Source organism: Micromonospora sp. WMMD964, assembly GCF_029581455.1.
In the GTDB taxonomy this organism is placed as follows: Bacteria; Actinomycetota; Actinomycetes; order Mycobacteriales; family Micromonosporaceae; genus Micromonospora.
The window spans coordinates 1,731,134-1,754,247 of the sequence record NZ_CP120860.1; the positions used below are offsets into that span (position 1 = coordinate 1,731,134).

The 23,114-nt window shown below is 71.8% G+C and carries 26 protein-coding genes and 1 tRNA gene; 12 read left to right on the top strand and 15 right to left on the bottom strand.

The genetic code is table 11. From position 1 onward, the window contains the following. Position 1: 1 nt before the first annotated feature. From O7616_RS08095 to O7616_RS08105, 3 genes are all read left to right on the top strand, one after another. Positions 2-571, top strand: a complete 570-nt coding sequence (locus O7616_RS08095) for a DUF5666 domain-containing protein (protein WP_282306264.1) — start codon at positions 2-4, stop codon at positions 569-571. Between the two features lie 201 nt (positions 572-772). Beyond that, positions 773-845, top strand: a tRNA-Arg gene (locus tag O7616_RS08100). A 229-nt stretch (positions 846-1,074) separates the two neighbouring features. Then, positions 1,075-1,638 (top strand): dihydrofolate reductase family protein, encoded by a 564-nt coding sequence (locus O7616_RS08105; RefSeq protein ID WP_282306265.1) that lies wholly within the window; start codon positions 1,075-1,077, stop codon positions 1,636-1,638. 17 nt (positions 1,639-1,655) lie between these two features. Here the strand turns inward: O7616_RS08105 and O7616_RS08110 are convergent, their stop codons facing one another. From O7616_RS08110 to O7616_RS31135, 4 genes are all read right to left on the bottom strand, one after another. Further along, entirely contained in the window at positions 1,656-2,006 is a 351-nt protein-coding gene (locus O7616_RS08110; RefSeq protein ID WP_282306266.1) for a DoxX family protein, read from the bottom strand. Positions 2,007-2,150: 144 nt separating this feature from the next. Next, positions 2,151-2,972: a hypothetical protein gene (locus O7616_RS08115; protein WP_282306267.1), complete on the bottom strand. Its 822-nt coding sequence runs from the start codon at positions 2,970-2,972 to the stop codon at positions 2,151-2,153. Positions 2,973-3,001: 29 nt separating this feature from the next. Further along, positions 3,002-3,601, bottom strand: a complete 600-nt coding sequence (locus O7616_RS08120) for an ATP-dependent Clp protease proteolytic subunit (protein ID WP_282262810.1) — start codon at positions 3,599-3,601, stop codon at positions 3,002-3,004. A 136-nt stretch (positions 3,602-3,737) separates the two neighbouring features. Continuing rightward, complete coding sequence (locus tag O7616_RS31135; protein WP_348773857.1) at positions 3,738-4,223, bottom strand: helix-turn-helix transcriptional regulator; 486 nt, start codon at positions 4,221-4,223, stop codon at positions 3,738-3,740. Positions 4,224-4,397: 174 nt separating this feature from the next. Here O7616_RS31135 and O7616_RS08130 point away from each other — a divergent pair, with 174 nt between their 5' ends. Then, positions 4,398-5,411, top strand: coding sequence for a potassium channel family protein (locus O7616_RS08130; protein WP_282262808.1), 1,014 nt, complete (start codon positions 4,398-4,400; stop codon positions 5,409-5,411). A gap of 17 nt (positions 5,412-5,428) precedes the next feature. Here O7616_RS08130 and O7616_RS08135 read toward each other — a convergent pair whose 3' ends face one another. Then, complete coding sequence (locus O7616_RS08135; RefSeq protein ID WP_282262807.1) at positions 5,429-5,908, bottom strand: MarR family winged helix-turn-helix transcriptional regulator; 480 nt, start codon at positions 5,906-5,908, stop codon at positions 5,429-5,431. A gap of 82 nt (positions 5,909-5,990) precedes the next feature. Between O7616_RS08135 and O7616_RS08140 the strand changes: the two genes are divergently transcribed. Next, positions 5,991-6,635: an NAD(P)H-dependent oxidoreductase gene (locus O7616_RS08140; protein ID WP_282306268.1), complete on the top strand. Its 645-nt coding sequence runs from the start codon at positions 5,991-5,993 to the stop codon at positions 6,633-6,635. A 69-nt stretch (positions 6,636-6,704) separates the two neighbouring features. On the opposite strand, the gene O7616_RS08145 is transcribed toward O7616_RS08140, so the two are convergent. From O7616_RS08145 to O7616_RS08155, 3 genes are all read right to left on the bottom strand, one after another. Beyond that, a complete protein-coding gene (locus O7616_RS08145; RefSeq protein WP_282306269.1) occupies positions 6,705-7,739 on the bottom strand; it encodes a 2-oxoacid:ferredoxin oxidoreductase subunit beta in 1,035 nt (344 codons plus the stop codon). Further along, complete coding sequence (locus O7616_RS08150) at positions 7,732-9,579, bottom strand: 2-oxoacid:acceptor oxidoreductase subunit alpha (RefSeq protein ID WP_282262802.1); 1,848 nt, start codon at positions 9,577-9,579, stop codon at positions 7,732-7,734. The genes O7616_RS08145 and O7616_RS08150 overlap by 8 nt, the downstream gene beginning before the upstream one ends. A 286-nt stretch (positions 9,580-9,865) precedes the next feature. Further along, the gene (locus O7616_RS08155) at positions 9,866-11,302 is read right to left on the bottom strand and encodes a hypothetical protein (RefSeq protein ID WP_282306270.1); all 1,437 of its coding nucleotides are present in this window, start codon (positions 11,300-11,302) and stop codon (positions 9,866-9,868) included. 130 nt (positions 11,303-11,432) lie between these two features. Here O7616_RS08155 and ndhC point away from each other — a divergent pair, with 130 nt between their 5' ends. Next, on the top strand, positions 11,433-11,810 hold the full coding sequence (gene ndhC, locus O7616_RS08160) for an NADH-quinone oxidoreductase subunit A (protein WP_282262800.1): 378 nt from the start codon (positions 11,433-11,435) through the stop codon (positions 11,808-11,810). A gap of 67 nt (positions 11,811-11,877) precedes the next feature. Here ndhC and folP read toward each other — a convergent pair whose 3' ends face one another. Further along, the gene (gene folP, locus O7616_RS08165) at positions 11,878-12,747 is read right to left on the bottom strand and encodes a dihydropteroate synthase (protein ID WP_282306271.1); all 870 of its coding nucleotides are present in this window, start codon (positions 12,745-12,747) and stop codon (positions 11,878-11,880) included. 153 nt (positions 12,748-12,900) lie between these two features. On the opposite strand from folP, the gene O7616_RS08170 reads away from it, so the two are divergent. After that, a complete protein-coding gene (locus O7616_RS08170; RefSeq protein ID WP_282306272.1) occupies positions 12,901-13,518 on the top strand; it encodes a DivIVA domain-containing protein in 618 nt (205 codons plus the stop codon). Then, complete coding sequence (locus tag O7616_RS08175; RefSeq protein WP_282262797.1) at positions 13,515-14,012, top strand: SRPBCC family protein; 498 nt, start codon at positions 13,515-13,517, stop codon at positions 14,010-14,012. The genes O7616_RS08170 and O7616_RS08175 overlap by 4 nt, the downstream gene beginning before the upstream one ends. Here O7616_RS08175 and O7616_RS08180 read toward each other — a convergent pair. Continuing rightward, positions 13,957-14,850, bottom strand: a complete 894-nt coding sequence (locus tag O7616_RS08180; RefSeq protein ID WP_282306273.1) for a sterol desaturase family protein — start codon at positions 14,848-14,850, stop codon at positions 13,957-13,959. The genes O7616_RS08175 and O7616_RS08180 overlap by 56 nt on opposite strands. A gap of 137 nt (positions 14,851-14,987) precedes the next feature. Between O7616_RS08180 and O7616_RS08185 the strand changes: the two genes are divergently transcribed. Both O7616_RS08185 and O7616_RS08190 read left to right on the top strand, forming a co-directional pair. Further along, positions 14,988-15,569, top strand: a complete 582-nt coding sequence (locus tag O7616_RS08185) for a DNA-3-methyladenine glycosylase I (RefSeq protein WP_282262794.1) — start codon at positions 14,988-14,990, stop codon at positions 15,567-15,569. Positions 15,570-15,582: 13 nt separating this feature from the next. Beyond that, positions 15,583-16,206, top strand: a complete 624-nt coding sequence (locus tag O7616_RS08190; protein WP_282306274.1) for a hypothetical protein — start codon at positions 15,583-15,585, stop codon at positions 16,204-16,206. On the opposite strand, the gene O7616_RS08195 is transcribed toward O7616_RS08190, so the two are convergent. From O7616_RS08195 to O7616_RS08210, 4 genes are read right to left on the bottom strand one after another with little or no spacing between them, the layout of a single operon-like run. Next, on the bottom strand, positions 16,203-17,444 hold the full coding sequence (locus tag O7616_RS08195; protein ID WP_282306275.1) for a DUF1501 domain-containing protein: 1,242 nt from the start codon (positions 17,442-17,444) through the stop codon (positions 16,203-16,205). The genes O7616_RS08190 and O7616_RS08195 overlap by 4 nt on opposite strands. A 14-nt stretch (positions 17,445-17,458) precedes the next feature. Continuing rightward, positions 17,459-18,757: a DUF1800 domain-containing protein gene (locus O7616_RS08200; RefSeq protein WP_282306276.1), complete on the bottom strand. Its 1,299-nt coding sequence runs from the start codon at positions 18,755-18,757 to the stop codon at positions 17,459-17,461. 59 nt (positions 18,758-18,816) lie between these two features. After that, positions 18,817-19,608 carry an enoyl-CoA hydratase-related protein gene (locus O7616_RS08205; RefSeq protein WP_282306277.1) on the bottom strand — a complete coding sequence of 264 codons (792 nt, stop codon included), beginning with the start codon at positions 19,606-19,608 and terminating at the stop codon, positions 18,817-18,819. Positions 19,609-19,612: 4 nt separating this feature from the next. Continuing rightward, entirely contained in the window at positions 19,613-20,431 is an 819-nt protein-coding gene (locus O7616_RS08210; RefSeq protein ID WP_282262785.1) for a PaaX family transcriptional regulator C-terminal domain-containing protein, read from the bottom strand. 190 nt (positions 20,432-20,621) lie between these two features. Here O7616_RS08210 and O7616_RS08215 point away from each other — a divergent pair, with 190 nt between their 5' ends. Then, entirely contained in the window at positions 20,622-20,789 is a 168-nt protein-coding gene (locus O7616_RS08215) for a DUF3117 domain-containing protein (RefSeq protein ID WP_007455245.1), read from the top strand. Between the two features lie 148 nt (positions 20,790-20,937). Beyond that, positions 20,938-22,392 (top strand): leucyl aminopeptidase family protein, encoded by a 1,455-nt coding sequence (locus O7616_RS08220; RefSeq protein WP_282306278.1) that lies wholly within the window; start codon positions 20,938-20,940, stop codon positions 22,390-22,392. A 28-nt stretch (positions 22,393-22,420) separates the two neighbouring features. On the opposite strand, the gene O7616_RS08225 is transcribed toward O7616_RS08220, so the two are convergent. Further along, a complete protein-coding gene (locus O7616_RS08225; RefSeq protein WP_282264684.1) occupies positions 22,421-23,071 on the bottom strand; it encodes an O-methyltransferase in 651 nt (216 codons plus the stop codon). Between the last annotated feature and the right edge of the window lie 43 nt (positions 23,072-23,114).

Here is a 23,114-nt window from a genome sequence, read left to right on the forward strand (position 1 = left end):
CATGCGGAGAGACGAGGACATGGACCCCGAAACCGTCATCTTCGACAGGGTCGAGGACGAGCCGCCGGCGGCGCCGACCCGACCGGCCGACCGGGACCTCACCGCGGCGCTCGCGGCCGCCGCGCCACGGCGCTGGTGGAACCGGGGCACGGTGGTGCTGGCCGCGATGCTGCTGGTACTGGGCGGATTCGTGGGTGGCGCGCAGGCGCAGAAGCGGTGGGGGGAGACGCCCACGGCCGCGCGGACGAGCCGGTCGGGCGGCCTCCCGGGCGGTCTGCCCAGCGCGTTCCCCGGCGGTGGTTCCGGTCGGTCCGGTTCCGGCACTGAAGCGAGCCCGGCCGCCGCCGGGTCCGCGACCACCGGCAAGGTGAAACTCGTCGACGGCGGCGTGCTCTACCTGGAGACGGCCGACGGCGGCGTGGTCACGGTACGGACGAACGGCAACACCGCTGTGCGTACCAGTCAGGCCACCGAATTGGCTGAACTCAAGGCTGGCCAGACCGTCAGCGTGCAGGGTGCCCGGACGGCGGACGGGACGGTCACCGCCACCGCCGTCACCGCCACCGGTTGACGGGCCGATGACCTACGGCTTTTCGCCGATTGGCCTTGTGTGTCGGTCGCTGCCCGGTCCTGCTGCGATCGCTTGGTGAAGATCAGCAGACCCGCCCAGGTTGCGGGACCTGGGACAACAGCGGTCCGGGGAACGCGGGTGAACGTGGGCCACTCCCTGCCACCCCAGGTGAACCCCAAGGTCGCTAGACTGGGCCCTCGCGCCCCCGTAGCTCAGGGGATAGAGCATCGGTTTCCTAAACCGTGTGTCGCAGGTTCGAATCCTGCCGGGGGCACCCAGAAGGGCCATCTGAGCCGGCGATACGCATCGCGTTCCACGGAAACAGGTGTGCGACACCGCAGGCCGGCGCCCGGCCGCTGTCGGTCACCGCATATCCGCGTCTCACCAGACCCAGCGTATGGACCTCACACGCTCCGTCAGCGGCGGTGGCCCTGGCCGGACCGATGATCCTGCCGCGCCGTGTTGCTCTTTACGCGAGTGCCGAGTCACGCGAGGCTGACACCATGCGGGAACTGACCTTCGGTATGAGCGTGAGCCTGGACGGCTACGTCGCCGCCCCCGGCGACGATCTCGGCTGGGGTGTGCCGAGCGACGAGCTGTTCCAGTGGTGGTCCGACCGGGTGGCGGCGACGGGCACGGCGCTGTACGGGCGCAGACTGTGGGAGGCGATGAGTTCCCACTGGCCGACCGCCGACCAGCGGCCGGGCGCCACACCGGCGGAGATCGAGTTCGCCGGCCGCTGGCGGGACATGCCGAAGGTGGTGTTCTCGTCGACGATCAGCTCGGTCGACTGGAACGCCCGCCTGGTCAGCGGCGACGCGATCAGCGAGATCACCCGGCTCAAGGCCGAGGACGGCGGCCCCCTGGACATCGCCGGCGCCACGCTCGCCGCGGCGGCCATGCGGGAGGGGCTGATCGACGAGTACGCGGTCGTCACCCACCCGGTCCTGATCGGTGGGGGCAAGCCGTTCTTCACGGCCCTGGACAAGTGGGTGAACCTGACCCTGGTGGAAACCCGCACGTTCCCCGGCGGTGTGGTCTTGACCAGGTACGAGACCCGGCGCTGAGCACCCGCTGAACCGGGTCACCAGTGGTGGGCGAGGTTCACCACCAGCGCGGCGATCGAGGTCACGAAGAAGACCGCCCATCCCACGAGTTTGCGCGAGCCGACCCGCAGGTGTGCGATGAGCGCGCCGACGAAGTACAGGACGAGGCCGGCGGCGGCGAGTGTTCCGAGCAGTGGCACGGCGAACCCGGCGAGCAGTCCCAGGGAGCCGGCGGCGAGCGTCGCACCCAACCGCGGTAACCACGAGTGCGGCACCCGCTTCATGTCCGCCTGGGCCTTCGGGTAGTCGTGGCCCATCAGGTAGGTGACGGCGGCGATGCCGGTGAAGACCGAGGCGAGGATGGTGACGGTGACGTACGTGGCGAACATGTGCCCTCCCTTGTGGCTGTCTGCCTCAAGGACGGGGTGGGGCTGCGAGATGTTACGAGCGAGGCTGTGACCTGTGGCACAGCGTGGGCTACGGGAGGCCCGCAGCCCACGCTGGGCCGGTGCGGCCGAGGTCGTACCGCCGGGTCAGAGGAACTTGTACATGTCCGCGGAGGCCGCTTCGGTCTCTGCGGCGGGCGGTGCCTCCACCGTGACGGGCTTGCCGAAGTCGCTCATCCGCATGTCGGTGACGAGGTCACCCAGGGACTTCGTGGCGATGGTGTAGGAGAGCGCGGTGAGGCGCCCGTCGGCGTCGACAGCCGCTTCGAACGGGATGGCCTTGGGGTCCTTCGCCAGCTTGGCGGTCGATTCGAGGCCGGCGCGCATTCCGCCGTCCGTGTTGGCGGCGGCAGCGGCCTTCTCCAGGTCGGCGACGCCGGTGTAACGGCCGTTGCCCACCTCCTGTGCGGAGACGACGCCGCCGATGAGGCCGGTCTGCGCCTTCAGGTCGAAGGACTGGCGCAGCGAGCTGTTCGGCCTGAGCTTGGTGAGGTCGATCTTCATCCACGGCTTTTCGCCGTCGGCGGAGTCCGACTTGATGTAGGCGGCGTCGCCGATGATGCGCGCCTCGACCGGTTCCGGGGCCTTGCCGGTGACGTGGAGGGTGCGGGCGACCGTGTCGATCTTTCCGCTCATGGTGATCGACTGGTTGCCGGCCTTCACCGAGGCGTCCATGGTGAGCGTGCCGGCGAGGCTGCGCTCCATGCCCTGCTGGACGGCGGCCACCGGCTCCAGTTTGGGCGCCGCGGACGCGGCGGAGGAACCTGACGCCGCAGGTGTGCCGGAGTCGGTGCCGCAACCGGCCACCAGGGTCGCGGCGAGGGCAATCGTGAGGGCGGGGATCAGTCGACGCATAGACGTGACGCTAACGGGCGACCGCCACCCGATTTCGCGAGCGGCAGTCGCCACGCGGGTCGGTCGGGGCGGCAGGGCGGGGATCAGACGGTCGCCAGCTGGTCGGCTCGGCTGAGCACATGGTCGACGAGGCCGTATTCCCGCGCCTCCTCGGCGGTGAACCACCGGTCCCGGTCCCAGTCGCGTTGGATCTCCTCGAGCGTCCGTCCACTGTGCTGGGCGATCAGCTCCTGCATCGTCCGCTTCACGTGCAGCATGTTCTCCGCCTGGATGGTGATGTCCGAGGCGGTACCGCCCATCCCTCCGGAGGGCTGGTGCATCATGATCCGCGAGTGCGGCAGCGCGTACCGCTTGCCGGCCGCGCCCGCGCAGAGCAGGAACTGCCCCATCGAGCCGGCGAATCCGAGCGCCAGCGTGGCCACGTCGTTGCGGACGTAGCGCATCGTGTCGTAGACCGCCATCCCGGCGCTCACCGAACCGCCCGGCGAGTTGATGTAGAGGTAGATGTCCGAGTCGGCGTCCTCGGCGGCGAGCAGCAGGATCTGCGCGCAGATCTGGTTGGCCGACTCCTCGGTCACTTCGGTGCCGAGGAAGACGATCCGCTCCCGCAGCAGCCGCTCGAACACCTGATCGCCGAAGGACGGCTGCCCGCCGTCCCGCATGGTCGTGTCGTACCAGATCATGTGCCGCCACCCTCCACCGTGCCGGCGGGCGGTGGAGCCACCCGGGGGACCGGCCTCTCCAGCGTGCGGCGGGCGGTGGCGGCCGGCCCAGTGATTCTGCCGCCGGCAGATCCGCCGACGGCAGAACCCGCGCGGCCTACGCGACTGTCACCCGCCGCGCACCCGTCCGGGCCCGCACACAGGCCGACAACGCGGCGGTACGCGGACCGGGGCGTGCGCCACCAGCGGAGGCCGTCGCCCCGACGCGGAGGGTCGGCCCGGTCGCACCGGGGGCCCGGTGCAGGACGGGCCGGCTCGTCCGGAGGGCGTGTTGGCTCGCGTCGCGTCGGGCCACCCCGGCCTGCTCGAACCGGCCGAGTGTCGCCCGTGGGGTGGCCGGGATGCGCGGCTCGACCCGCCGCAGGTCGTCGCGGGCCTCCTCCAACAGGTCGGAGAGGCGGATGCCGAGCGCCCGGCAGATCGCCGCGAGCACCTCCGAGGAGGCTTCCTTGCGGCCCCGTTCCACCTCGGACAGGTAGGGCACGGAGACCCCGGCGGCGGCGGCGACCTCGCGCAGCGTGCGGCCCTGGCTCTGGCGTAGTCGGCGCAACACTCCGCCGATGACTCGTCGCAGCAACGACATGCCGGCCTCACTTTCGCGGTCGTCGTCGGGAACACCCTCATCATGCCTGTCCCCGGCCGTCCGGGCCGACCCATGCGGGCCCGCACCGTCGTCCGACGCGACCCGGACGTGCGAACCGCGGGATACCCGCTATGTTGTGGGCGTGCAGGCGACGGCGGGGGAGCAGGTTCGACGGTGATCCATTTCCCCGCGCAGCGTCGGGGCCCGCTGAGCGCGCTGAGCCTACGGCTCGCCGCCGCCCTGGGCCTGGTCTTCGCCGTGGTCGCCGCGGTCTACCTGGGCCGGGACGGCTACCGCGACGTCAACGAGGACGGCCTCACCCTGCTCGACTGCTTCTACTACGCGGTCGTGTCGCTCTCGACCACCGGTTACGGGGACATCACCCCGGCGACGCCGTCGGCTCGGCTGGTCAACGTCCTCTTCATCACCCCGGCCCGAGTGATCTTCCTGATCATCCTGGTCGGCACCACCCTGGAAGTCTTGACCGAGCAGTACCGGACCGGCCGTCGCCTGTCGCGCTGGAGGAGAGCCGTGAAGGACCACGTCATCATCTGCGGCTACGGCACCAAGGGGCGCAGCGCGGTCTCCGCCCTGATGGAGAACGGTCTGGACCGCTCCCGGATCGTGGTGGTGGAGCGCAGCGCCACCGCGCTGCGGCAGGCCACCTCCGCCGGGCTGGTGGCCATCGAGGGTTCGGCGACCCGCTCGTCGGTGCTGAACGAGGCGCACGTCAAGAGCGCCAAGGCCGTGATCATCGCGACGGACAGCGACGACGCCTCGGTCCTGGTCGCGCTGACCGTTCGGCAGCTCACCGCCGGCCAGGTGCGGATCATCGCGGCGGCACGGGAGGCGGAGAACGCCCCGTTGCTCAAGCAGAGCGGCGCGCACCACGTGATCGTCTCCTCGGCGACCGCGGGCCGGCTGCTCGGTCTCTCCACCTCGGCACCGCCGCTGATCGACGTGGTGGAGGACCTGCTGACTCCGGGGCAGGGCATGGCGTTGGCGATGCGTTCGGCGGAGCGGGACGAGGTGGGCCGCTCGCCGCGTGAGCTGGACTCGCTGGTGATCGCCCTGGTGCGGCGGGGCAAGGTGGTCACCCTGGCCGACCGGGCCGGTGCGGTGATCGAGACCGGCGACATGCTGGTGCACGTACGCGACGACCGCCCCCAGTCGGCAACGACCGCCTGACGGCTACCCGCGCCCCGTCAGCAGGAGTCGACGTCGGCGCGGAGCGCCTCGGTGCAGATGGCCGGTGACGTGTTGACGGCACGTCGAAGCAGTTCGTAGAGCGTTTCCCGGTCCGCGGGCCCCAACGCTCCCAGCACCTCGTCCTCAGCGCTCGCGAGGGCGCATTCCGCCTCGCTGAGGCGTTTCGCACCGTCTTCGGTGAGTTCGACGACGTGTCGCCGACGGTCCTCGGGCGAACGGCGTCGCTCGACCAGCTGGTCGGCTTCGAGGTCGTTGAGCAGCCCGACGATGTTGGTGCTGTCCATCTCCAGTGTGCTGGCGAGCGCCTGCTGGCTGCTCCCGCCGCTGTCGCGGAGCACGGTGAGCGCGACCAGGTGCCGGGGGCGGAGCCCCAGCGGTGCCAGCACCGACTCCGACCGCAGCCGCATGCGCCGGGCCAGGTGGTCCAGGAGTGCGCCCGAGCGGTGCTCCGAGGTGTCGAGCGGCTGCGCGGACATGTGACCCAGTCTACCGACTCGGAGGAACATCGGCCTGCTATAAATAGTTGGTGCTGCACAGACGATCCTTGGAGGAGGAATAATGCATCTGCTGCATATCGACTCAAGCATTCGGGGTGACTGGTCGGTCAGCCGGAAGCTCACCGCACGAGCTGTCGCCAACTGGCGCGCGGCTCACCCAGACGGCACGGTGGCCTACCGAGATCTGGGCAAGGACCCGCTGCCGCACCTGGACGCGGATGGCGGTCTGGCTCGGATGACGCCGCCGGAGCAGCACAGCCCGGCGCAGCGCGAGTCCTGGGAGCTCAGCGCCCAGCTGGTCGACGAGGTCAAGCAGGCCGACGTGGTGCTGCTCGGCCTGCCGCTCTACAACTTCGGCGCGCCCAGCAGCGTCAAGTCCTGGGTCGACCACCTGATCGTGCCCGGGTTGGCCTACGACCCGACGACCCAGCAGGGACTGCTCGGCGACCGCGAGTTCGTGGTGCTGGCCACCCGGGGTGGCGGCTACGGCGAGGGCACCCCACGAAACGGCTGGGACCACGCCGAGCCGTGGCTTCCGCACGGCCTGTCGATGACCGGCCTGCAGCCGCGTTTCATCAGCGCCGAGCTGACCCTGGCGCCGTCGGTGCCGGCGATGGCCGAGTTGATCCCGCTGCACGAGGCGAGCCTCGCGGCGGCCGAGAAGGAGATCGACAACCTCTGGCTGCCGGCCTCCGCCCAGCGCTGACTCAGCTCCGGTACGACGAGAGCGGCCGCCCCCGGACCGGGGACGGCCGCTCTCGTCACGAACGGTTGATCAGAGAATCGTCCAGGTGTCGCCGCTGCCCAGCAGGCCCGCGAGCTGCTGCTCGGGTGTCTCGGTGACCGTCGCCTTGGCCGCCGCGAGCTGACCCTGCACCACGCTGTCGTAGGACGGTCGGTCCACCGAGCGGAACACCCCGATCGGCGTGTTGCGCAGGTCCAGGCCGGGCAGCCGGGACAGCGCGAACGCGTACGCCGGGTCGGTGACCGTCGCGTCGTGCACGACGATCTCCTCGGGGCTGACCGAGCTGGTCTCGCGGACCTCCAGGCCGAAGCCGCCCGGCGGGTGAACCACGCAGAACCGCCCGTCGGCCCCGAACGTGATCGGCTTTCCGTGCTCCAGGCGGATCAGGTAGTCGTCCCGGCTGGACGGGTCCTTGAGCTGGTCGAACGCCCCGTCGTTGAAGATGTTGCAGTTCTGGTAGATCTCCACGAAGGCCGAACCCTCGTGTTCGGCGGCGGCCCGCAGCACCGACTGCAGGTGCTTGCGGTCGGAGTCGATGGTCCGGCCGACGAAGCTGGCCTCCGCGCCGAGCGCGAGCGAGAGCGGGTTGAACGGCGCGTCCGCCGAGCCGGCCGGGGTCGACTTGGTGATCTTGCCGACCTCGGAGGTGGGCGAATACTGACCCTTGGTCAGACCGTAGATCCGGTTGTTGAACAGCAGGATCTTGAGGTTGACGTTGCGCCGCAGGGCGTGGATCAGGTGGTTGCCGCCGATGGAGAGCGCGTCACCGTCGCCGGTGACCACCCAGACCGACAGGTCCGGCCGGGACACCGACAGGCCGGTCGCGATCGCCGGGGCGCGACCGTGGATCGAGTGCATGCCGTACGTGTTCATGTAGTACGGGAAGCGGGACGAACAACCGATCCCGGAGACGAAGACGGTGCGCTCCCGGGGGATGTTCAGCTCCGGCATGAACTGCTGGATGGCCGCCAGGATCGCGTAGTCACCGCAGCCGGGGCACCAGCGCACCTCCTGGTCGGACTTGAAGTCCTTGGCGGTGAGCTTGAGGGCGACGGGCTCAGACATTCTTCAGGACCTCTTCCAGCGTCGTCTCCAGCTCGGCGGCCGTGAACGGAAGGCCGCGGACCTGGTTGTAGCTGATCGCGTCGACCAGGTAGCGGGCCCGGATGACGTGGGCGAGCTGGCCCAGGTTCATCTCGGGGATGACCACCTTGTCGTACGAGCGCAGCACCTCACCGAGGTTGGCCGGCATCGGGGCCAGGTGCCGCAGGTGCGCTTGGGCGACGGACAGCCCGCGCTGGCGCACTCCGCGGCAGGCGGCGCCGATCGGCCCGTACGTCGAGCCCCAGCCGAGGACCAGCACCCGGGCGTCGCCGTCCGGGTCCTCCACCTCGATGTCCGGCACCGGGATCGTCTCGATCCGGGCGGCCCGGGTGCGCACCATGAAGTCGTGGTTGGCCGGGTCGTAGGAGATGTCGCCGGTCTTGTCGGCCTTCTCCAGACCGCCGATCCGGTGCTCCAGCCCCGGGGTGCCGGGGATGGCCCACGGACGGGCCAGCGTCTCCGGATCGCGCAGGTAGGGCAGGAACGTGCTGCCGTCCTCGCCGTTGGGCCTGGTGGCGAACTCGACCCGCAGGTCGGGCAGCGACTCCACGTCGGGCAGCAACCACGGCTCCGAGCCGTTGGCGACGTAGTTGTCGGACAGCAGGATCACCGGCGTGCGGTAGGTCAGCGCGATCCGGGCCGCCTCGAGCGCCGCGAAGAAGCAGTCCGACGGCGAGCGGGGCGCGATGACCGCGACCGGTGCCTCGCCGTGCCGACCGAACAGCGCCATGTTGAGGTCGGCCTGCTCGGTCTTGGTCGGCATGCCGGTCGACGGGCCGGCCCGCTGCACGTCCACGATGACCAGCGGCAGCTCCAACGCGACCGCCAGCGAGATCGTCTCGCTCTTGAGCGCCACGCCGGGGCCGCTGGTGGTGGTCACGCCGAGCGAACCGCCGTACGACGCGCCCAGCGCGGCACCGACGGCGGCGATCTCGTCCTCGGCCTGCATGGTGAGCACGCCGAAACGCTTGTGCTTGCTCAGCTCGTGCAGGATGTCCGACGCGGGAGTGATCGGGTACGCGCCGAGGAAGACCGGCAGCCCGGAGCGCACCCCGGCGGCGACCAGCCCCAACGACAGCGCGGCGTTGCCGGTGATGTTGCGGTAGGTGCCCGGCTTCATCTTCGCCGGCTTGACCTCGTAGCGGACCGCGAAGTCCTCGGTGGTCTCGCCGAAGTTCCAACCGGCCTTGAAGGCGGCGACGTTCGCCGCGACCAGCTCCGGACGGGAGGCGAACTTGCGCTCCAGGAAGCGCAGCGTCGACTCGTAGGGCCGGGAGTACATCCAGGAGAGCAATCCGAGGGCGAACATGTTCTTCGACCGCTCAGCGTCCTTCTTGGACACCTCGAACGCGGCGAGCGCACCGACGGTCATCGAGGTCAACGCCACCGGGTGCACGACGTAACCGGCCAGCGACTCGTCGTCCAGCGGGCTGGTCTGGTAGCCGACCTTGGCGAGGTTGCGCTTGGTGAACTCGTCGGTGTTGACGATGATGTCCGCGCCGCGCGGCAGATCGGCCAGGTTGGCCTTGAGGGCCGCCGGGTTCATCGCCACCAGCACGTTGGGCGCGTCGCCCGGGGTGAGGATGTCGTAGTCGGCGAAGTGCACCTGGAAGCTCGACACGCCGGGCAGGGTGCCGGCGGGGGCTCGGATCTCGGCGGGGAAGTTTGGCAGCGTGGAGATGTCGTTGCCGAGCTGCGCCGTCTCCGAGGTGAACCGGTCGCCGGTCAACTGCATGCCGTCGCCGGAGTCACCGGCGAACCGGATGACGACCCGGTCGAGTTGACGGATCTGCTTGGTCACTGTGCCACCTTCGTTCGCGACTGCGGGGCTCTCGCCTTGCCCGGCCACGGAACCTCCTCGACGCAACGTGTCACCGCACCGCCCCAGGCTGGTCCGGCCGTTGTCGTACCTCACCTCAGAGCCTACTTCTAAGGGAGCCCTAACAATCCCCGGAGGTCCGCCGACTGGGACCAGACTCGATGGAGGTTTGCCCCGGTTCACGGGCTTACGCCCCGGCCGCCGTAATTCAGATCACCACCGGAACCTCCGGTGGCCCCGCCGCGCGGGTCGGGGTCACCTCGTCCGCTCAGTCGACCGGCTCCGGTGCCGGCCCGGGCACCGGGCCGTTGAGTCGGCGCCGTAGCGAGGTCGTGGCCAGCGCGAGGGCGAGCACCACCAGCAGCGCGGAGACCACGATCAGGGCGATCGCGGTGCGCCGCACCGAGGTCGTCCCGCCACCGTCACCGGCGGCACCCCCGGGGAGTACGCCCTGGGAGCCGGTCGGCGCGGGCGGCGAGACCACCGGCGTGGCCAGTGCGGCCGCCGCGGTGATCCGGAAGCTCATCTGCACCTGGCGGGTCGCGCCGCTGCGCGGGTCGAGTCGACCGATCACCGCGCCGGACAGCGGCGCCTCCCGCTGGGCCTCCGGCGTCGCCTCCACCGGCAACCGCAGCTCGGCGGTCCTGCCCGCCGCCACCACGCCGGCGTCGCAGCGGGTCCGGGTCGGGTCGACCGCCGCGCAGCCTTCCGGTGGAGTCGGAACTGTCACCCCGGCCGGCAGCACGACCTCCACCCGTCCGGCGGCGTCCACCGATCCGGTGTTGCCCAGCCGGAGCGCGAGGACACTGGCGGCGCCGCTGATGTCGAACGCCACCTCGTCGGCGGCGAGAGCGATCCCGGGCACCGGCGGGCCGGGCGGGAAGAGCACCGCGAAGCCCTGGTCGTCGGACGCCTCCCCGGGTGCCCCCGGCGAGTCGGCGACGACCCGGACCGAGCCGGCCAGCGGCATCCTCCTCCACGCCTCGCCGTCGACCCGCAGGCGGAGCAGGGCGCTGAAGCGCGCGCCGGCCTCGGTCGCCCAGGCCCCACAGCGGTACGTGCCGGCACCGGCGGCGGCGCAGCCCTTCGTCCCGGCGTCGGACAGCCCGGTCGGCAGCGTGTACGACAGGCGGATCCGCTCCGCGGTCGTGCCGGTGTTGTGGACGGTGACCTGCAACGTGGCGGCCGTGCTGGCCGCGTTCCAGTACGCCTCGCCGAGGGTGACGTCCTGGGTGGTGACCTGGACGCCCAGTGGGCTCGGCGGTGGCACCGGACCGGAGGCGGGCGGGCGGACGGGCGGCACCGGCGGCGCCGGCGGCGTCGGCGGAACGGGGGGCGCGGCCGTGGTCGGCCCACCCGGTGCGGGTGCGGTGGTGGTCGGCGCGGGCGGCACGCCCGGAGCGGTGGTCACCGGTGGCGGCGGTGTCGTCTCCGGTGCGGGAGCGGTGGTCTCCGGTGCCGGATCGCTCGGCGTCGGTTCGGCCGGCCCCTCGGTCGGGGGTGGCTCCTCCGAGGTGGTGGCCTCCGGTTCGCTGACCGGATCGGTCGCCACCACCACCGGGTCCGGCTCCAGCGTCGCCGCGCCTGCCCAGGCCGGTCCCACGGCGAGCGCCGCGAGAAGGCCGAGCGCGAGCGCGGTCGCCAGCCGGGGCGCGGTACGCCGCCCCTCGGCCCGGAGACCGGGCGATGCCTTCAGGCGGGCCATCTGTCCTCCGGTGCCATGGGTGGGGGTCCAGTATTCGGTAACAGTTGCCTGGGAGCACTAGTCCCGTCTGGAAACAAATCCGTAACGTGTTTGGGACGGCGCTTCCAGGCGGGCGGTAGGCTCCCGAACTGTGACCGGATACCTGGGCTCGTACGCGACGCTCGGGCTCTTGCTGCTCGCCAGCGTCCTGTTCTTCGTTACGGCGTTCTCGGCCAACCGGGTGTTACGTCCGGCGCGTCCGGCCGACCCACCCGGCAAGCGGGCCGGCTACGAGTGCGGGCTCGACCCGGTGGGCGCGGACTGGGCGCAGATGCAGATCCGCTACTACGTCTACGCGTACCTGTACGTGCTGTTCGCGGTCGAGGCGGTCTTCCTCTTCCCCTGGGCGGTGGTCTTCGACCGGCCGGGCTTCGGTCTGGTGACGGTGGTGGAGATGGCGGTGTTCGTGGCGGTGCTCGCGCTCGGCATCCTGTACGCCTGGCGTAGGAACATCCTGCGCTGGACCTGAGCGTCGAGACCTCCGGCGATCGTGCCGGTCGCCCCGACCGTTCGCGGTCGGTGACGGCGACGACCGGTCAGGCCAGGCCCCGGCGAGTCGCCGCCGGGGGGCGGTCGCCCCGGATCGAGGCCACCATGTCCAGCACCCGACGGGTGGGGCCGACCTGGTGGGCCCGGAAGACCCGGGCGCCCAGCCAGGCCGACACCGCCGTCGCGGCGAGCGTCCCCTCCAGGCGTTCGGCCACCGGCAGGTCCAACGTCTCCCCGACGAAGTCCTTGTTGGAGAGCGCCACCAGCACCGGCCAACCGGTCGTGGTCAGCTCGTCCAGTCGTCGGGTGATCTCCAGGGAGTGCCTGGTGTTCTTGCCGAAGTCGTGTGCCGGGTCGATGAGGATCCCGTCGGGGCGTACCCCCTCCGCGACCGCGCGCTCGGCGAGCCCGGTCACCGTCGCGACCACGTCGGCGACCACGTCGTCGAAGGCGGCCCGGTGCGGCCGGGTCCGCGGGACCAGGCCGCCGGCGTGCGAGCAGACCAGCCCCGCGCCGGTCCGCGCGGCCACCCGGGCCAGCGCCGGGTCGGCGCCCGACCAGGTGTCGTTGAGCAGGTCGGCGCCGGCGGCCACGGCCTCCGTCGCCACCTCGGCGCGCCAGGTGTCGATGGAGATCACCACCTCGGGGAACGCGGTCCGGACGGCGGCGATGGTGTCCACCGTGCGGCGGATCTCCTCGGCCACGTCCACTTCCACGCCGGGGCCGGCCTTGACGCCGCCGATGTCGATGATGGCCGCGCCCTCGTCCACCGCCCGCTCCACCGCGCGCAGCGCGTTGTCGGCGGCGAAGGTGGCCCCCCGGTCGAAGAACGAGTCAGGTGTGCGGTTGATGATCGCCATCACCACCAGTTCGCCGGGGGCGAACGTGCGCCCACCCAGCCGAAGCGCCCCCGCCATGCCCGCCTCCTGACAGTCCGCGCCGTCGCCGCGGCGGCCGAACCCGACGCTAGTCGGTCGTCGGTGGCGAACTGTGGGCGGGCGTCGACACCGATCATGATCGGGACGGGTGGCGGGGTCGCTCCCGGACGGCTGCCATGCCACGATCAGTACATGGGTCAGCTTCTGCTCCTCCTGGTCGTGGCATTGACCGTCGCGGCGGTTGTCTTCGGCGTGACGGTGCTGGTCAGCGGCCGTGATCCCGGCCTGGTGCCGGCCGAGCCGGATTCCCAGGCCGTGGCGTTGCCGAGCACCCGCCCGCTGCGCGAATCCGACGTGGGGGCGGTCCGTTTCGACACCGCCCTGCGCGGGTACCGGATGGCCCAGGTCGATCAGGCGATGCGCCGTGCCGCCTACGACATCGGCTACAAGTCCGAGCTGATCGGCGTACTGGAGTCGGAGGTCATCGCGTTGCGTGAGGGGCGCACCGACGACGCGGACGCGCTGCGTCAGGCCCGCGAGCAGTCCGCCGTCAAGGTGACGGACGCCGACGCGGCACAGCCGGGCGAGGACGCGCCGCTGGACGGCGACGCCGGGTCCGGCTCGTCGCCGGTCGGCTCGGCCGGCGCGGCGGAGCCGCCCGCCGCCACCTCGTCCCCGGCGGATTCCGACGGCGTCGCACCGGCCGTGGCGCCGACCGGCGCTGACCCGGCCGACCGTGAGCAGACCGACGGCGTGCCCACCGACGGTGCCGGGCAGCGCGACGCGGTGGTCCGGTCGGAGACGGCGTGACCGACCCCGGAGGCGTCGACGACCTTCGGGAGGCGGCCCAACCCGGTGCCGGTGAGGTGACCGCCACGGTGATCGTCGACGCTCCGGCGGAGCGGGTCTTCGCCGCGCTGCTCGCCTGGGAGCGTCAGTCCGACTGGATCCCCTTCACCCGCGTGCGGGTGGTCGAGGGCGACGGCCGCGAGGGCAGCCGGATCGAGGCGGTGACCGCGCTCGGCCGGGCCACGCTGCGCGACGAGATGCGGGTGGTCCGGGTCGACGAACCCTACGAGATCGGCGTGGTGCACCACGGCCAGTTGCTGCGCGGCCCGGGCGTGCTGCGCTGCACCCAGCTCGGCCGGGCCCGCACCCAGGTGGTCTGGCACGAGTGGTTCCACCTGCCGGGTGGTCGGGCCGGTCGGGTGGCCTGGCCGCTGCTCTGGCCCGGCTCCAAGATCGGTCTCACCCAGGCGCTGAAGAGGTTCGCCCGTCTGGTCGAGCAGGGCCGGCTGCCCTGACCACACCCGGTGCGGGCTGCCAGCCCGGCGCCCGGAAGAGGTACGCCGCCCGATGCCGCCAGGTCACCGCGGCGCGGAGGTCCCGGGCGATCGAGGCGTACTCGTGGAAGGCCACCCGGAGCGGGTTGTAACTGCCCACGTTCTTGGTGAGGCCGTACACGCAGCGCTCCCGCTCCGGCGCGAACGAGCCGAAGAGCCGGTCCCAGACGATCAGGATGCCGCCGAAGTTGCGGTCCAGGTAGCCGCCCTGCGAGGCGTGGTGGACCCGGTGGTGCGACGGGGTGTTGAAGACCGCCTCGTACCAGCGCGGCAGCTTCTCGATGCGCTCGGTGTGGATCCAGAACTGGTAGATCAGGTTGACCGAGCCGCAGAACGCGACCACCGCCGGGTGTACGCCGGCCAGGATCAACGGGATGTAGAAGACCCAACTGGTCAGCCCGGTCCACGGCTGGCGCAGCGCGGTGGAGAGGTTGAACCGCTCCGACGAGTGGTGCACCACGTGCGAGGCCCAGAGGATCCGGATCACGTGGTGGCCGCGGTGGGACCAGTAGTAGAAGAAGTCCTGGGCGAGCAGGATCACCGGCCAGGTCCACCAGATCTCGGCCACCCGCAGCGGGGTGAGCGCGTAGAGCAGCGCGTACGCGGCGGCGATCGGCACCTTCCAGAGCAGGTCGGTGAAGATGCTGCCCAGACCCATCGCCAGGCTGGTCGCGGTGTCGGCGGCGCCGTAGCCGACCTCGTCGTCGTCGCGGTGCAGCAGGTAGGAGACCCGTTCCAGCACGATGAGCAGCACGAAGGCCGGGATCGACCAGGCGATGACGTCGGGGAACTCCTTCATCGCGCGGCCTCCGCTCGCCGTCGCCGGGCGGGACGCACCGCTGCGTGACCCCGACTTACCGGCCGGTAACAAGCACCATAGGCAGCCGAACGGCGGGTGGCAATGGGGTGTCGGTGCGATGCCCTAGCGTGTACGAGGTGACGGACCTGGTGATCGGTGCCGACGGGTTGGCTCGCTGCGCGTGGGGGTCGAGCACCCCCGACTACGCCGTCTACCACGACACCGAGTGGGGGCGGCCCCTGCACGGCGACGACGCGCTCTACGAGCGGATGACGCTGGAGGCGTTCCAGTCGGGGTTGTCCTGGTTGACCATCCTGCGCAAACGTCCGGCGTTCCGGCTGGCCTTCGACGAGTTCCACCTCCCGACCGTCGCCGGGTACGACGACGCCGACGTGGCCCGGCTGCTCGCCGACGCGGGCATCGTCCGCAACCGGGCCAAGATCGAAGCGGCGATCGCCAACGCCCGTGCCGCCCTGGAGGTGCCGGAAGGGTTGTCCGCGCTGCTCTGGTCCTTCGCGCCGGAGCGCCGACCGGCCCGCCCCGCCTCGTTCGCCGAGCTCGCACCGATCACCGCCGAGTCGACGGCGATGGCCAAGGCTCTCAAGAAGCGCGGCTTCCGGTTCGTCGGGCCCACCACCGCGTACGCGCTGATGCAGGCGACCGGCATGGTCGACGATCACATCGTCGGCTGTCACGTCACCCTCCCACCGGCGGCATGATGGGATGGCAGGCATGACGACCGAGACCGCGTACCGGGCCGACGGATCCGGCCGCGCCGACGGGGTGGGCACCTGGGCGGTGCTGCTGCCCGCCGAGCGGTACGAAGCCGAGCGGCTCGTGCACCACGACACGTTGGAGCTGACCGGGCTGGCCGACGTCGCCCGGCCGGGCCCGGGGGACCAGGTGGCGGTGCTGGTCGACGCGCCGCCCCGGCTGGTGGCCCTCGGCCGGGTCGCCGCCACGGGTCGACGCCACCGGGAAGACCCGGACGACCCGCAGTCCGCTGTCGAGCCGGGGGCGCTGGTCGTGGCGTACACCCGTCGGGCCTTCGACGAGCCGGTGCCGGCCGACCTGCTGACCCTCGACGGGCCGGTGAGCCCGCTGGACCCGGCGGCCTTCCGGGCGTTGGCCGACCAGCTCGGCCCGCCACCGGCCCGGCGCACCTGGCTGGTCAGCCTCGACCTGCCGATCGAGGCCGGCACACCGGCCGAGGCGGTCCGCCTGTTCTGGTCCTACGTGCAGGAGCTGGGCCCGCGTGAGCTGCCCGCCTTCGTGTCACCGGCCGGCGACGAGCTGGCCATGCAGGCGTTCGTGCTGGGCGCCGAGGCCAACCAGGACCCGGAAGAGGACGACTAGAAAAGCTTGTCCAGTCGGCCCTTCCAGTCGGCGAGGACCGGGCCCGGGTCGGTGTCCAGCACGCGTTCGAGCAGCGTGGCGTAGACGTCCCGGAAGTCGGTGGTGAACTTCAGGTCCCCGTCGTCGAGGTCGGTGAGGCTCGGCGCTGCCCCGTGCCAGCCGCCGCGGACGCCCGCGCCGAGCAGCAGCACGTCCGACGCGGTGCCGTGGTCGGTGCCGTCGGAGGCGTTGGCCCGGACGCGACGGCCGAACTCGGAGTAGACCGCGACCACCACCTTCCGCCCCGCCTCGGTGCGACTCATCCGCTCGGCGAACCCGGTCAACGCACGGTCGAGCTGACCCAGCAGGACGGCCTGCAACTGCTTCTCGTCGGCGTGCGTGTCGAAACCGCCGAGCGACACCGAGAAGACCCGCGTGGACACTCCCGCCTCGACGCACTGTGCGACCAGATCCAGTTGGGCGTCCAGCGGGGTCTTCGCCCCGCCGGTGGCGGTCGCCGGGGCCTGCTCGCCGTCCGGGTCCGCCAGGTCCGGGTCGTCGGAGTCGCGGACCTCGCGGATCATCTCGTCCACCGAGCGCAGGTCGGCGAAGCAGGCGGCGGCCCGGGCCCGCGCGGCGGACTCACCCGGCTCGGCGGCTTCGAACGCGGTGAGTGTCTGCGCCGGCAGCCCCTTGGCGGCCTTCCGGTCGGTGACCGGCACCGCGGCACCGGCGCTCTGCGCCCCGGCCAGCAGCGGTGGCAGCGCCGGCTCGAAGGAGACCGCCAGTCGGGGGTCGCCACCTGCCCGGTCCAACCACCGCCCCAGCCACCCGGTGTTGCCCGGCCGGTCCGGCTGCGCGGTGTGCCAGATGTCCATCGACCGGAAGTGGCTGCGGTCCGGCTTCGGGTAGCCGACCCCGCGCACGATCGCCAGCCCACCCTTCGACCAGCGCTGGTGCAGACCCTCCAGCGCCGGGTTGAGGCCGAAGTCGTCGTCCAGTCGCCGCACCTCCGAGTCCGGGTACGCCAGCTCGGGGCGGGCCGCCCGGTAGGCCGGGTCGCCGTACGGGATGACCGTGTTGAGGCCGTCGTTGCCGCCGTAGAGGGTCACCAGCACCAGCGTGCGGGCCTCTGGATCGCGGTCGCCGCTGGTCTCCAGCAGGTCCCGCATCGTGTACGCGCCGGCCCCGGCGGCCAGCGCACCCGCGCCGACCACCCCGCTGGTCACCAGGAACCTGCGTCGGGTCACCGTGTCCATGTCGACTCCTCCGCTCAGCTGACTGTGTACTCGGGGCTGACCAGGCCGGCGGCCAGCAGTTTGCGGGGTTCACCGGCCAGCGGCGTCAGGGCGGCCCGGGTGCGTGGGCCCCAGCCGTCGACCACCAGCAGCCGGGCCAACGCGTCCGGACGGCCGGCGGTGGGGGCGGCGGTCAGTCGGGCCAGCACCGTCGGCGCCGTGGCGGCGGCGAGCATCCCGGCCGTCCGTAGCCGGGCCTGCAACGACGAGGTGGTCAACCAGGCCGCCCCGGCGGGCCAGCCGCCCACGCTCGGCGGTCGCAGCGGCACCTGGTCCAGCGCGTTCAGACCGGCCAGCAGTTGTTTGCGTTGCTGCTCGGGCAGCGCGGAGGGCCGTACGCCGAGCTGCCGTAGCGCGCCCACCAGCCACTCCACCGGCTGCTTGACCAACGTGCCCCGGGTCTGCGCGAACGCCGGGGACGAGAAGATCGCGCGCAGTGTCGCCACGGTGTCCGCGCCGGCCAGGCCGCCCGGTGCCGGGATCTCGGTGCCGGCGTAGCGGAACCAGAGCCGACCGGCCACGAACGTCGCGGCCGTGGGTTGGGCGGCGAGCAGCCCGGCGTACGCCGGGGCGTCGAACCGCCCGGTCTGCCCGAGGATGGTCTTCTCGGAGGGGTCGTGTCGCTTCGCCTCGAAGCGGGCCACGCCGGTCTGCCGGTCGACCACCCAGCCGGTGAGGGCGCGAGCCCCGGCCTTCACGTCCGCCTCGGTGTAGTTGCCGATGCCGAGAGTGAACAACTCCATCAGCTCGCGGGCCAGGTTCTCGTTCGGTGCCTTGCGGGTGTTCTTCTGCCCGTCCAACCAGATGATCAGGGCAGGGTCGCGCACCATCGCGGCGACCAGTGGGCCCAGCGGCCCCCGCCCGTGCCGGCGCAGTGTGTCCAACTGGCCCAGCATCGTCCGGGCGGACTTGACCTTCTGGGCGCTGGTGGCCCAGTGCCCGTGCCAGAAGAAGAGGAGCTTCTCGGTCAGCCCGTCCTCGGCGGCCACCATCCGGTCCAGCCACCACCCGGTGACCTGCTGGAGTTGCTCGCGGCGTTCCGCGTTCGCCTTCTGCCGCTGCTCCCGGGTGGATTCCTTGGTCAGCGCGGCGTACGGGTCCGGGGCCAGGGTGGGCGGCGGGGTGGCCGCAGCCCCCCGGTCGGCCCGACCCGGGTCGAGCAGCCGATCCAACGTCGCTGCCGGCCCGGCCCGCTCGGCCGCGTCCACCTCGTCGGCGGTCGGACCGAAGGTGGCCCGGCGCAGCAGGTGTGCCACCGCTTCACGATCGCTCATAGCGGCCGACGTTAGGCGGCCCGTGTTCGAGGACGGTAAGGGCGGTGTCCGAATCGCGTTCAGCGTCCCTCGAACACCGGTTTCTGCTTGGCGACGAAGGCGAGCGTGGACGCCCGGTGGTCGGCGGTGGCGCCGCAGATCGACTGGGCCTGCGCCTCGGCCGCGAGGGCGTCGGCGAGGGTGCCGGCGTCGGCGATGGAGAGTTGCCGCTTGATCGCCCCGTACGCGACGGTGGGCCCGGCGGCGAGGCGGGCGGCCAACTCCTGGGCGGTGGGCAGCACCTGCTCGTCGTCGTCGGTCAGCCGGTTGAGCAGCCCGAGCCGGCAGGCCTCCTCGGCGCGGACCGGCTCGGCCAGCATCAGCAACTCCACCGCCTTGGCGTGGCCGACCAGTCGAGGCAGTGTCCACGAGGCGCCGGTGTCGGCGGCGAGGCCGACCTTGGCGAAGGCCATCAGGAAACTCGTGGTCGGACCACCGATGCGGATGTCGGCGAGGAACGCCAGCGACGCGCCGGCCCCGGCGGCCATTCCACGGACCGCGGCGATCACCGGCTTGGGCAGGTTGGCCAGCCGGGCGGCGATCGGGTTGTAGTGCGCCCGCACGGTGCCCAGCGGGTCGCTCGCGGAGCTTTCCAGGGTGGCGACGTGTTCGCGCAGGTCCTGACCGGCGCTGAACGACCCACCCGCACCGGCCAGCACGACCGCGCGGCAGGACCGGTCGGTCTCCAACTGCGCCAGGGTGTCGCGCAACGCCTCCTTGAGCGCCACGTCGAGGGCGTTCATCGCGGTGGGCCGGTTCAGCGTGAGGGTGACGACGGCGTCGGTCCGGTCGACCAGCAGCGGCTCGGTCACGTGTCTAACGACCCTTCTGTCGTACGAGGCGGTTGCCGGAGTCGAGGCACTGCTCGACGTACCGGTCGGCGGCCGGACGCAGACGTGCCGCGTGCCGGTCGAAGAAGCTGGCCGCGGCGGTGCCCGGCCAACGCTCGGGCAGCAGCGCCGGGGGCAGTTGCGGGTCCCGGAAGAGGAACGTACGCCACGCGTGCACGAGTCGGAACCGCGTCGCGTACGCCTCCTCGTCGCTGCTGCGTACGGTGACCGCCGCGAGCAGCGGACGCTGGTCCGCGACGAACCGCTCGTAGGCGTGGCCGATCTCGGTCAGGTTCCACGCGCGCCGGACCACACCCATGGCGCCGGGGGTGCCGGCGTGGTGCGCGGCGGTGAACCGCTCGAAGCGGATGCCGGCCTCGGCGAGGAGCAGGTCCACGTCGTCGGCCGGGCGGGTGGCGACCCAGGTCTGCTCGTCGAGCGTGCCGTAGCCGAGGAAGCTCAGATTGGCGGCGAGCCGCTGCCGGTCCCGTCGGGAGCCGGGTGCCTCCAGCACCAGCAGATCGAATCGGCCGTCCCAGGTGACCCGGCCGGTCCGGTAGATCCGCGCCGCTGCCTCGTCGAGTCGGCGCGCTGCTTTCGGTGTGATCGAATATCCCGGTCCGGAGACCAGCCGGAGGGGCTCGAGCCAACCCTGGCGCACCATCCGGGACACGGCGGTGCGAACGGCGGGCGGCGCGATTCCCAGCGGCGCCAGTAGCTTGACCAGGGCAGCGACCGGTGCCCGGCCACCCCTCGGACGGAGGTGGTCGCCGTACAGGTCGAAGAGTGCCGACCGTGCCTGCATGACCGCACATTGTGACAGGCCTTCTCAAGATAAGCTAGATGCTGTTACATCAATGCTGCTCCGGTTTGGGTCCGGCGGTGTTCATCAGGGAAAATCGTCTGTCGACACCCCCGCGACCGTTGCGGGTGGTCGTGACGAAGTGGCTGTGGGGCAACCCACCGACCCTGGTGTAGGTCTGAGGGGAGACAACATGGCGGCGATGAAGCCGCGGACGGGCGACGGTCCGCTGGAAGTCACCAAGGAGGGTCGGGGCATCGTCATGCGGGTCCCGCTGGAGGGCGGTGGCCGGCTCGTCGTCGAGATGACTCCCGACGAGGCCAACGCGCTCGGTGACGCGTTGAAGGCAGCGGCCGGCTGAGTAAGGAGTGGTCCGGGCGGCGCAGGCCGCCCGGAGCGTTCTTTCGGACCCTGAGCCACCGGTACCGCCGGTGGCTCAGGGTCTTCATCGCTGCGGGCAGGCGGGTTGGGTTCCGCTCCGCGACACTTTCCTGGAGGTACGGTCCCGCGTGCTCGCCATCCGTCTGATCGCCGAGCCCGACCGGCTCGACGTCCTGGTTCTGCCTGTCCGTGCCGCCGACCCGGCCGAGCTCGTCCCGACCGCCGTCGCGCCCCCGGACGGCACTGTCGAGGAGGCCGCCGCGCTGGTGCCCGCCGCCCGACTGACCGGCCGGGCCGGCGAGATCCACACTCAGCTGCGTCCCGGGCGTACCCCCGGTCGGATGCTCCTGCTCGGCGTCGGAGACGGTGGCGAGGCGGCCTGGCGGACGGCCGGCGCCGCACTGGCCCGCTCCGCCACGGATGAGACGCATATCACCATCGCGCTGCCGATCGGGGTGACTCCGGCCGAGGTCCGTGGGTTCACCGAAGGGCTGCTGCTCGCGCCGTACCGGTTCCGACTGACCGAGGCCGACACCGCGCCGGCGCTCGACAGCGTCGACCTCCTCCTCCCCGATCCCACCTCGTTCGAGGCCACCGTGGCCGCCGCCCGGACCACCGCGACGATGACCCACCTCGCCCGGGACCTGACCAACACCCCCTCCTCGGTGAAGACCCCGCAGTGGTTCGCCGACCAGGTGACCTCCGCCGCCGCCGATCTTCCTGACCTGCGACTGCGGGTCCGTGGGCCGGCCGAACTCGCCGCCGAGGGCTTCGGCGGAATCCTCGCCGTGGGGGGTGGTTCGGCCAGCGCCCCACGGCTCCTCGAACTGGACTGGCACCCGGCCGACGCACGCACCCACGTGGTGTTGGTCGGCAAGGGCATCACCTTCGACACCGGCGGCATCTCGATCAAGCCGGTGCCGGCGATGAAGCTGATGCGCAAGGACATGGCCGGCGCGGCGGCGGTCGTCGCCGCCACCCTCGGAGCCGCCGAGCTGCGGCTGCCGGTCCGGGTCACCACGTTGGCTCCGCTCGCCGAGAACATGGTCAGCGGCGCGGCGTTCCGGCCCGGCGACGTCATCACGCACTACGGCGGCACGACGAGCGAGACGACCAACTCCGACGCGGAGGGCCGCCTGGTCCTCGCCGACGCGCTGGCGTACGCGGTGCGGCAGCTCAAGCCGGACCTGCTGGTCGACCTCGCCACCCTCACCGGCGCCAACGCCGTGGCCCTGGGCAAGCGCACCGCCGCGCTGTACAGCGAGAACGACCGACTGGCCGCGGACGTGCTGGCCGCAGCCGAGGCGGCCGGCGAGTCGGCGTGGCGGATGCCCCTGCACACCGACTACGTGGAATACCTGGGTAGCGAGATCGCCGACCTCTACAGCGCCCCCACGCAGGGTGCCGGTTCGGTGCTGGCCGCCCTGTACCTTCGCGAGTTCACCGGCGACCTACGAGACCGTTGGCTGCACCTGGACATGTCGGCCCCGTCCTGGGCCGACGGTGACCACGCCGAGGTCAGCCGAGGCGCGACCGGCTGGGGCGTCAGGTCGTTGCTCCGCTGGTTGGCCGGCATCGACTGACCCTGGTCAGCACTTCACCTGACCAGGGTCAGCACTTCACCGCGGCGAGCAGCCCGTGCCCGACCGGGAGCAGCGCCGGAATCCAGTGCTCCGACTCCCGGACCGCCTTGATCGTTTCGCGGACCGTCACCGTCTCCGCGTCCCGAGCCGCCGGGTCGCCGATCCGGCCTCCGGCCAGCACACCGTTGAGCGCGAGCACACCCCCCGGGCGCAACAGCCGCAGCGCGGCCTCCACGCAGGCGTGGAAGCCGGTCGCCTCCGCGTCCACGAACACCAGGTCGTACGCGCCGTCGGCGAGCCGGGGTAGCACGTCCAGCGCACGACCGGTGATGATCCGCGTACGGCCGGCGGGGAAGCCCGCCTCGCTGAAGATGCGTCGGGCGATCCGTTGGTGCTCCACCTCCACGTCGATCGTGGTGAGCACCCCGTCCGCGCGCATGCCACGCAGCAACCAGACTCCGCTCACTCCGGTGCCGGTGCCGATCTCCACCACGGCGCGCGCGTTGCCGGCGGCGGCCAGCAGCCGCAGCGCGGCCCCCGCGCCGGGGGTGACCGCGTCGAGGCCCACCTCCCGGGCCAGGCTACGGGCGGTACGCAGGACGAGATCCTCGGTGACGTACGACTCGGCGAACTGCTGAGCCTGGGCCGTCGAACTGCCGGAACCGGCGACCGTGGCGATGGGGCACCTCCGGGGCGGTGCGTGGTGCGGGGGCGGGTTGGCA

Coding starts and splice junctions, on each gene's coding strand:
- O7616_RS08095 (WP_282306264.1), top strand. CDS start 2: ATGCGGAGAGACGAGGACATGGACCCCGAAACCGTCATCTTCGACAGG.
- O7616_RS08105 (WP_282306265.1), top strand. CDS start 1,075: ATGCGGGAACTGACCTTCGGTATGAGCGTGAGCCTGGACGGCTACGTC.
- O7616_RS08110 (WP_282306266.1), bottom strand. CDS start 2,006: ATGTTCGCCACGTACGTCACCGTCACCATCCTCGCCTCGGTCTTCACC.
- O7616_RS08120 (WP_282262810.1), bottom strand. CDS start 3,601: ATGATCTGGTACGACACGACCATGCGGGACGGCGGGCAGCCGTCCTTC.
- O7616_RS31135 (WP_348773857.1), bottom strand. CDS start 4,223: ATGTCGTTGCTGCGACGAGTCATCGGCGGAGTGTTGCGCCGACTACGC.
- O7616_RS08135 (WP_282262807.1), bottom strand. CDS start 5,908: ATGTCCGCGCAGCCGCTCGACACCTCGGAGCACCGCTCGGGCGCACTC.
- O7616_RS08140 (WP_282306268.1), top strand. CDS start 5,991: ATGCATCTGCTGCATATCGACTCAAGCATTCGGGGTGACTGGTCGGTC.
- O7616_RS08145 (WP_282306269.1), bottom strand. CDS start 7,739: ATGTCTGAGCCCGTCGCCCTCAAGCTCACCGCCAAGGACTTCAAGTCC.
- O7616_RS08155 (WP_282306270.1), bottom strand. CDS start 11,302: ATGGCCCGCCTGAAGGCATCGCCCGGTCTCCGGGCCGAGGGGCGGCGT.
- folP (WP_282306271.1), bottom strand. CDS start 12,747: ATGGCGGGGGCGCTTCGGCTGGGTGGGCGCACGTTCGCCCCCGGCGAA.
- O7616_RS08170 (WP_282306272.1), top strand. CDS start 12,901: ATGGGTCAGCTTCTGCTCCTCCTGGTCGTGGCATTGACCGTCGCGGCG.
- O7616_RS08180 (WP_282306273.1), bottom strand. CDS start 14,850: ATGAAGGAGTTCCCCGACGTCATCGCCTGGTCGATCCCGGCCTTCGTG.
- O7616_RS08190 (WP_282306274.1), top strand. CDS start 15,583: ATGACGACCGAGACCGCGTACCGGGCCGACGGATCCGGCCGCGCCGAC.
- O7616_RS08195 (WP_282306275.1), bottom strand. CDS start 17,444: ATGGACACGGTGACCCGACGCAGGTTCCTGGTGACCAGCGGGGTGGTC.
- O7616_RS08200 (WP_282306276.1), bottom strand. CDS start 18,757: ATGAGCGATCGTGAAGCGGTGGCACACCTGCTGCGCCGGGCCACCTTC.
- O7616_RS08210 (WP_282262785.1), bottom strand. CDS start 20,431: ATGCAGGCACGGTCGGCACTCTTCGACCTGTACGGCGACCACCTCCGT.
- O7616_RS08215 (WP_007455245.1), top strand. CDS start 20,622: ATGGCGGCGATGAAGCCGCGGACGGGCGACGGTCCGCTGGAAGTCACC.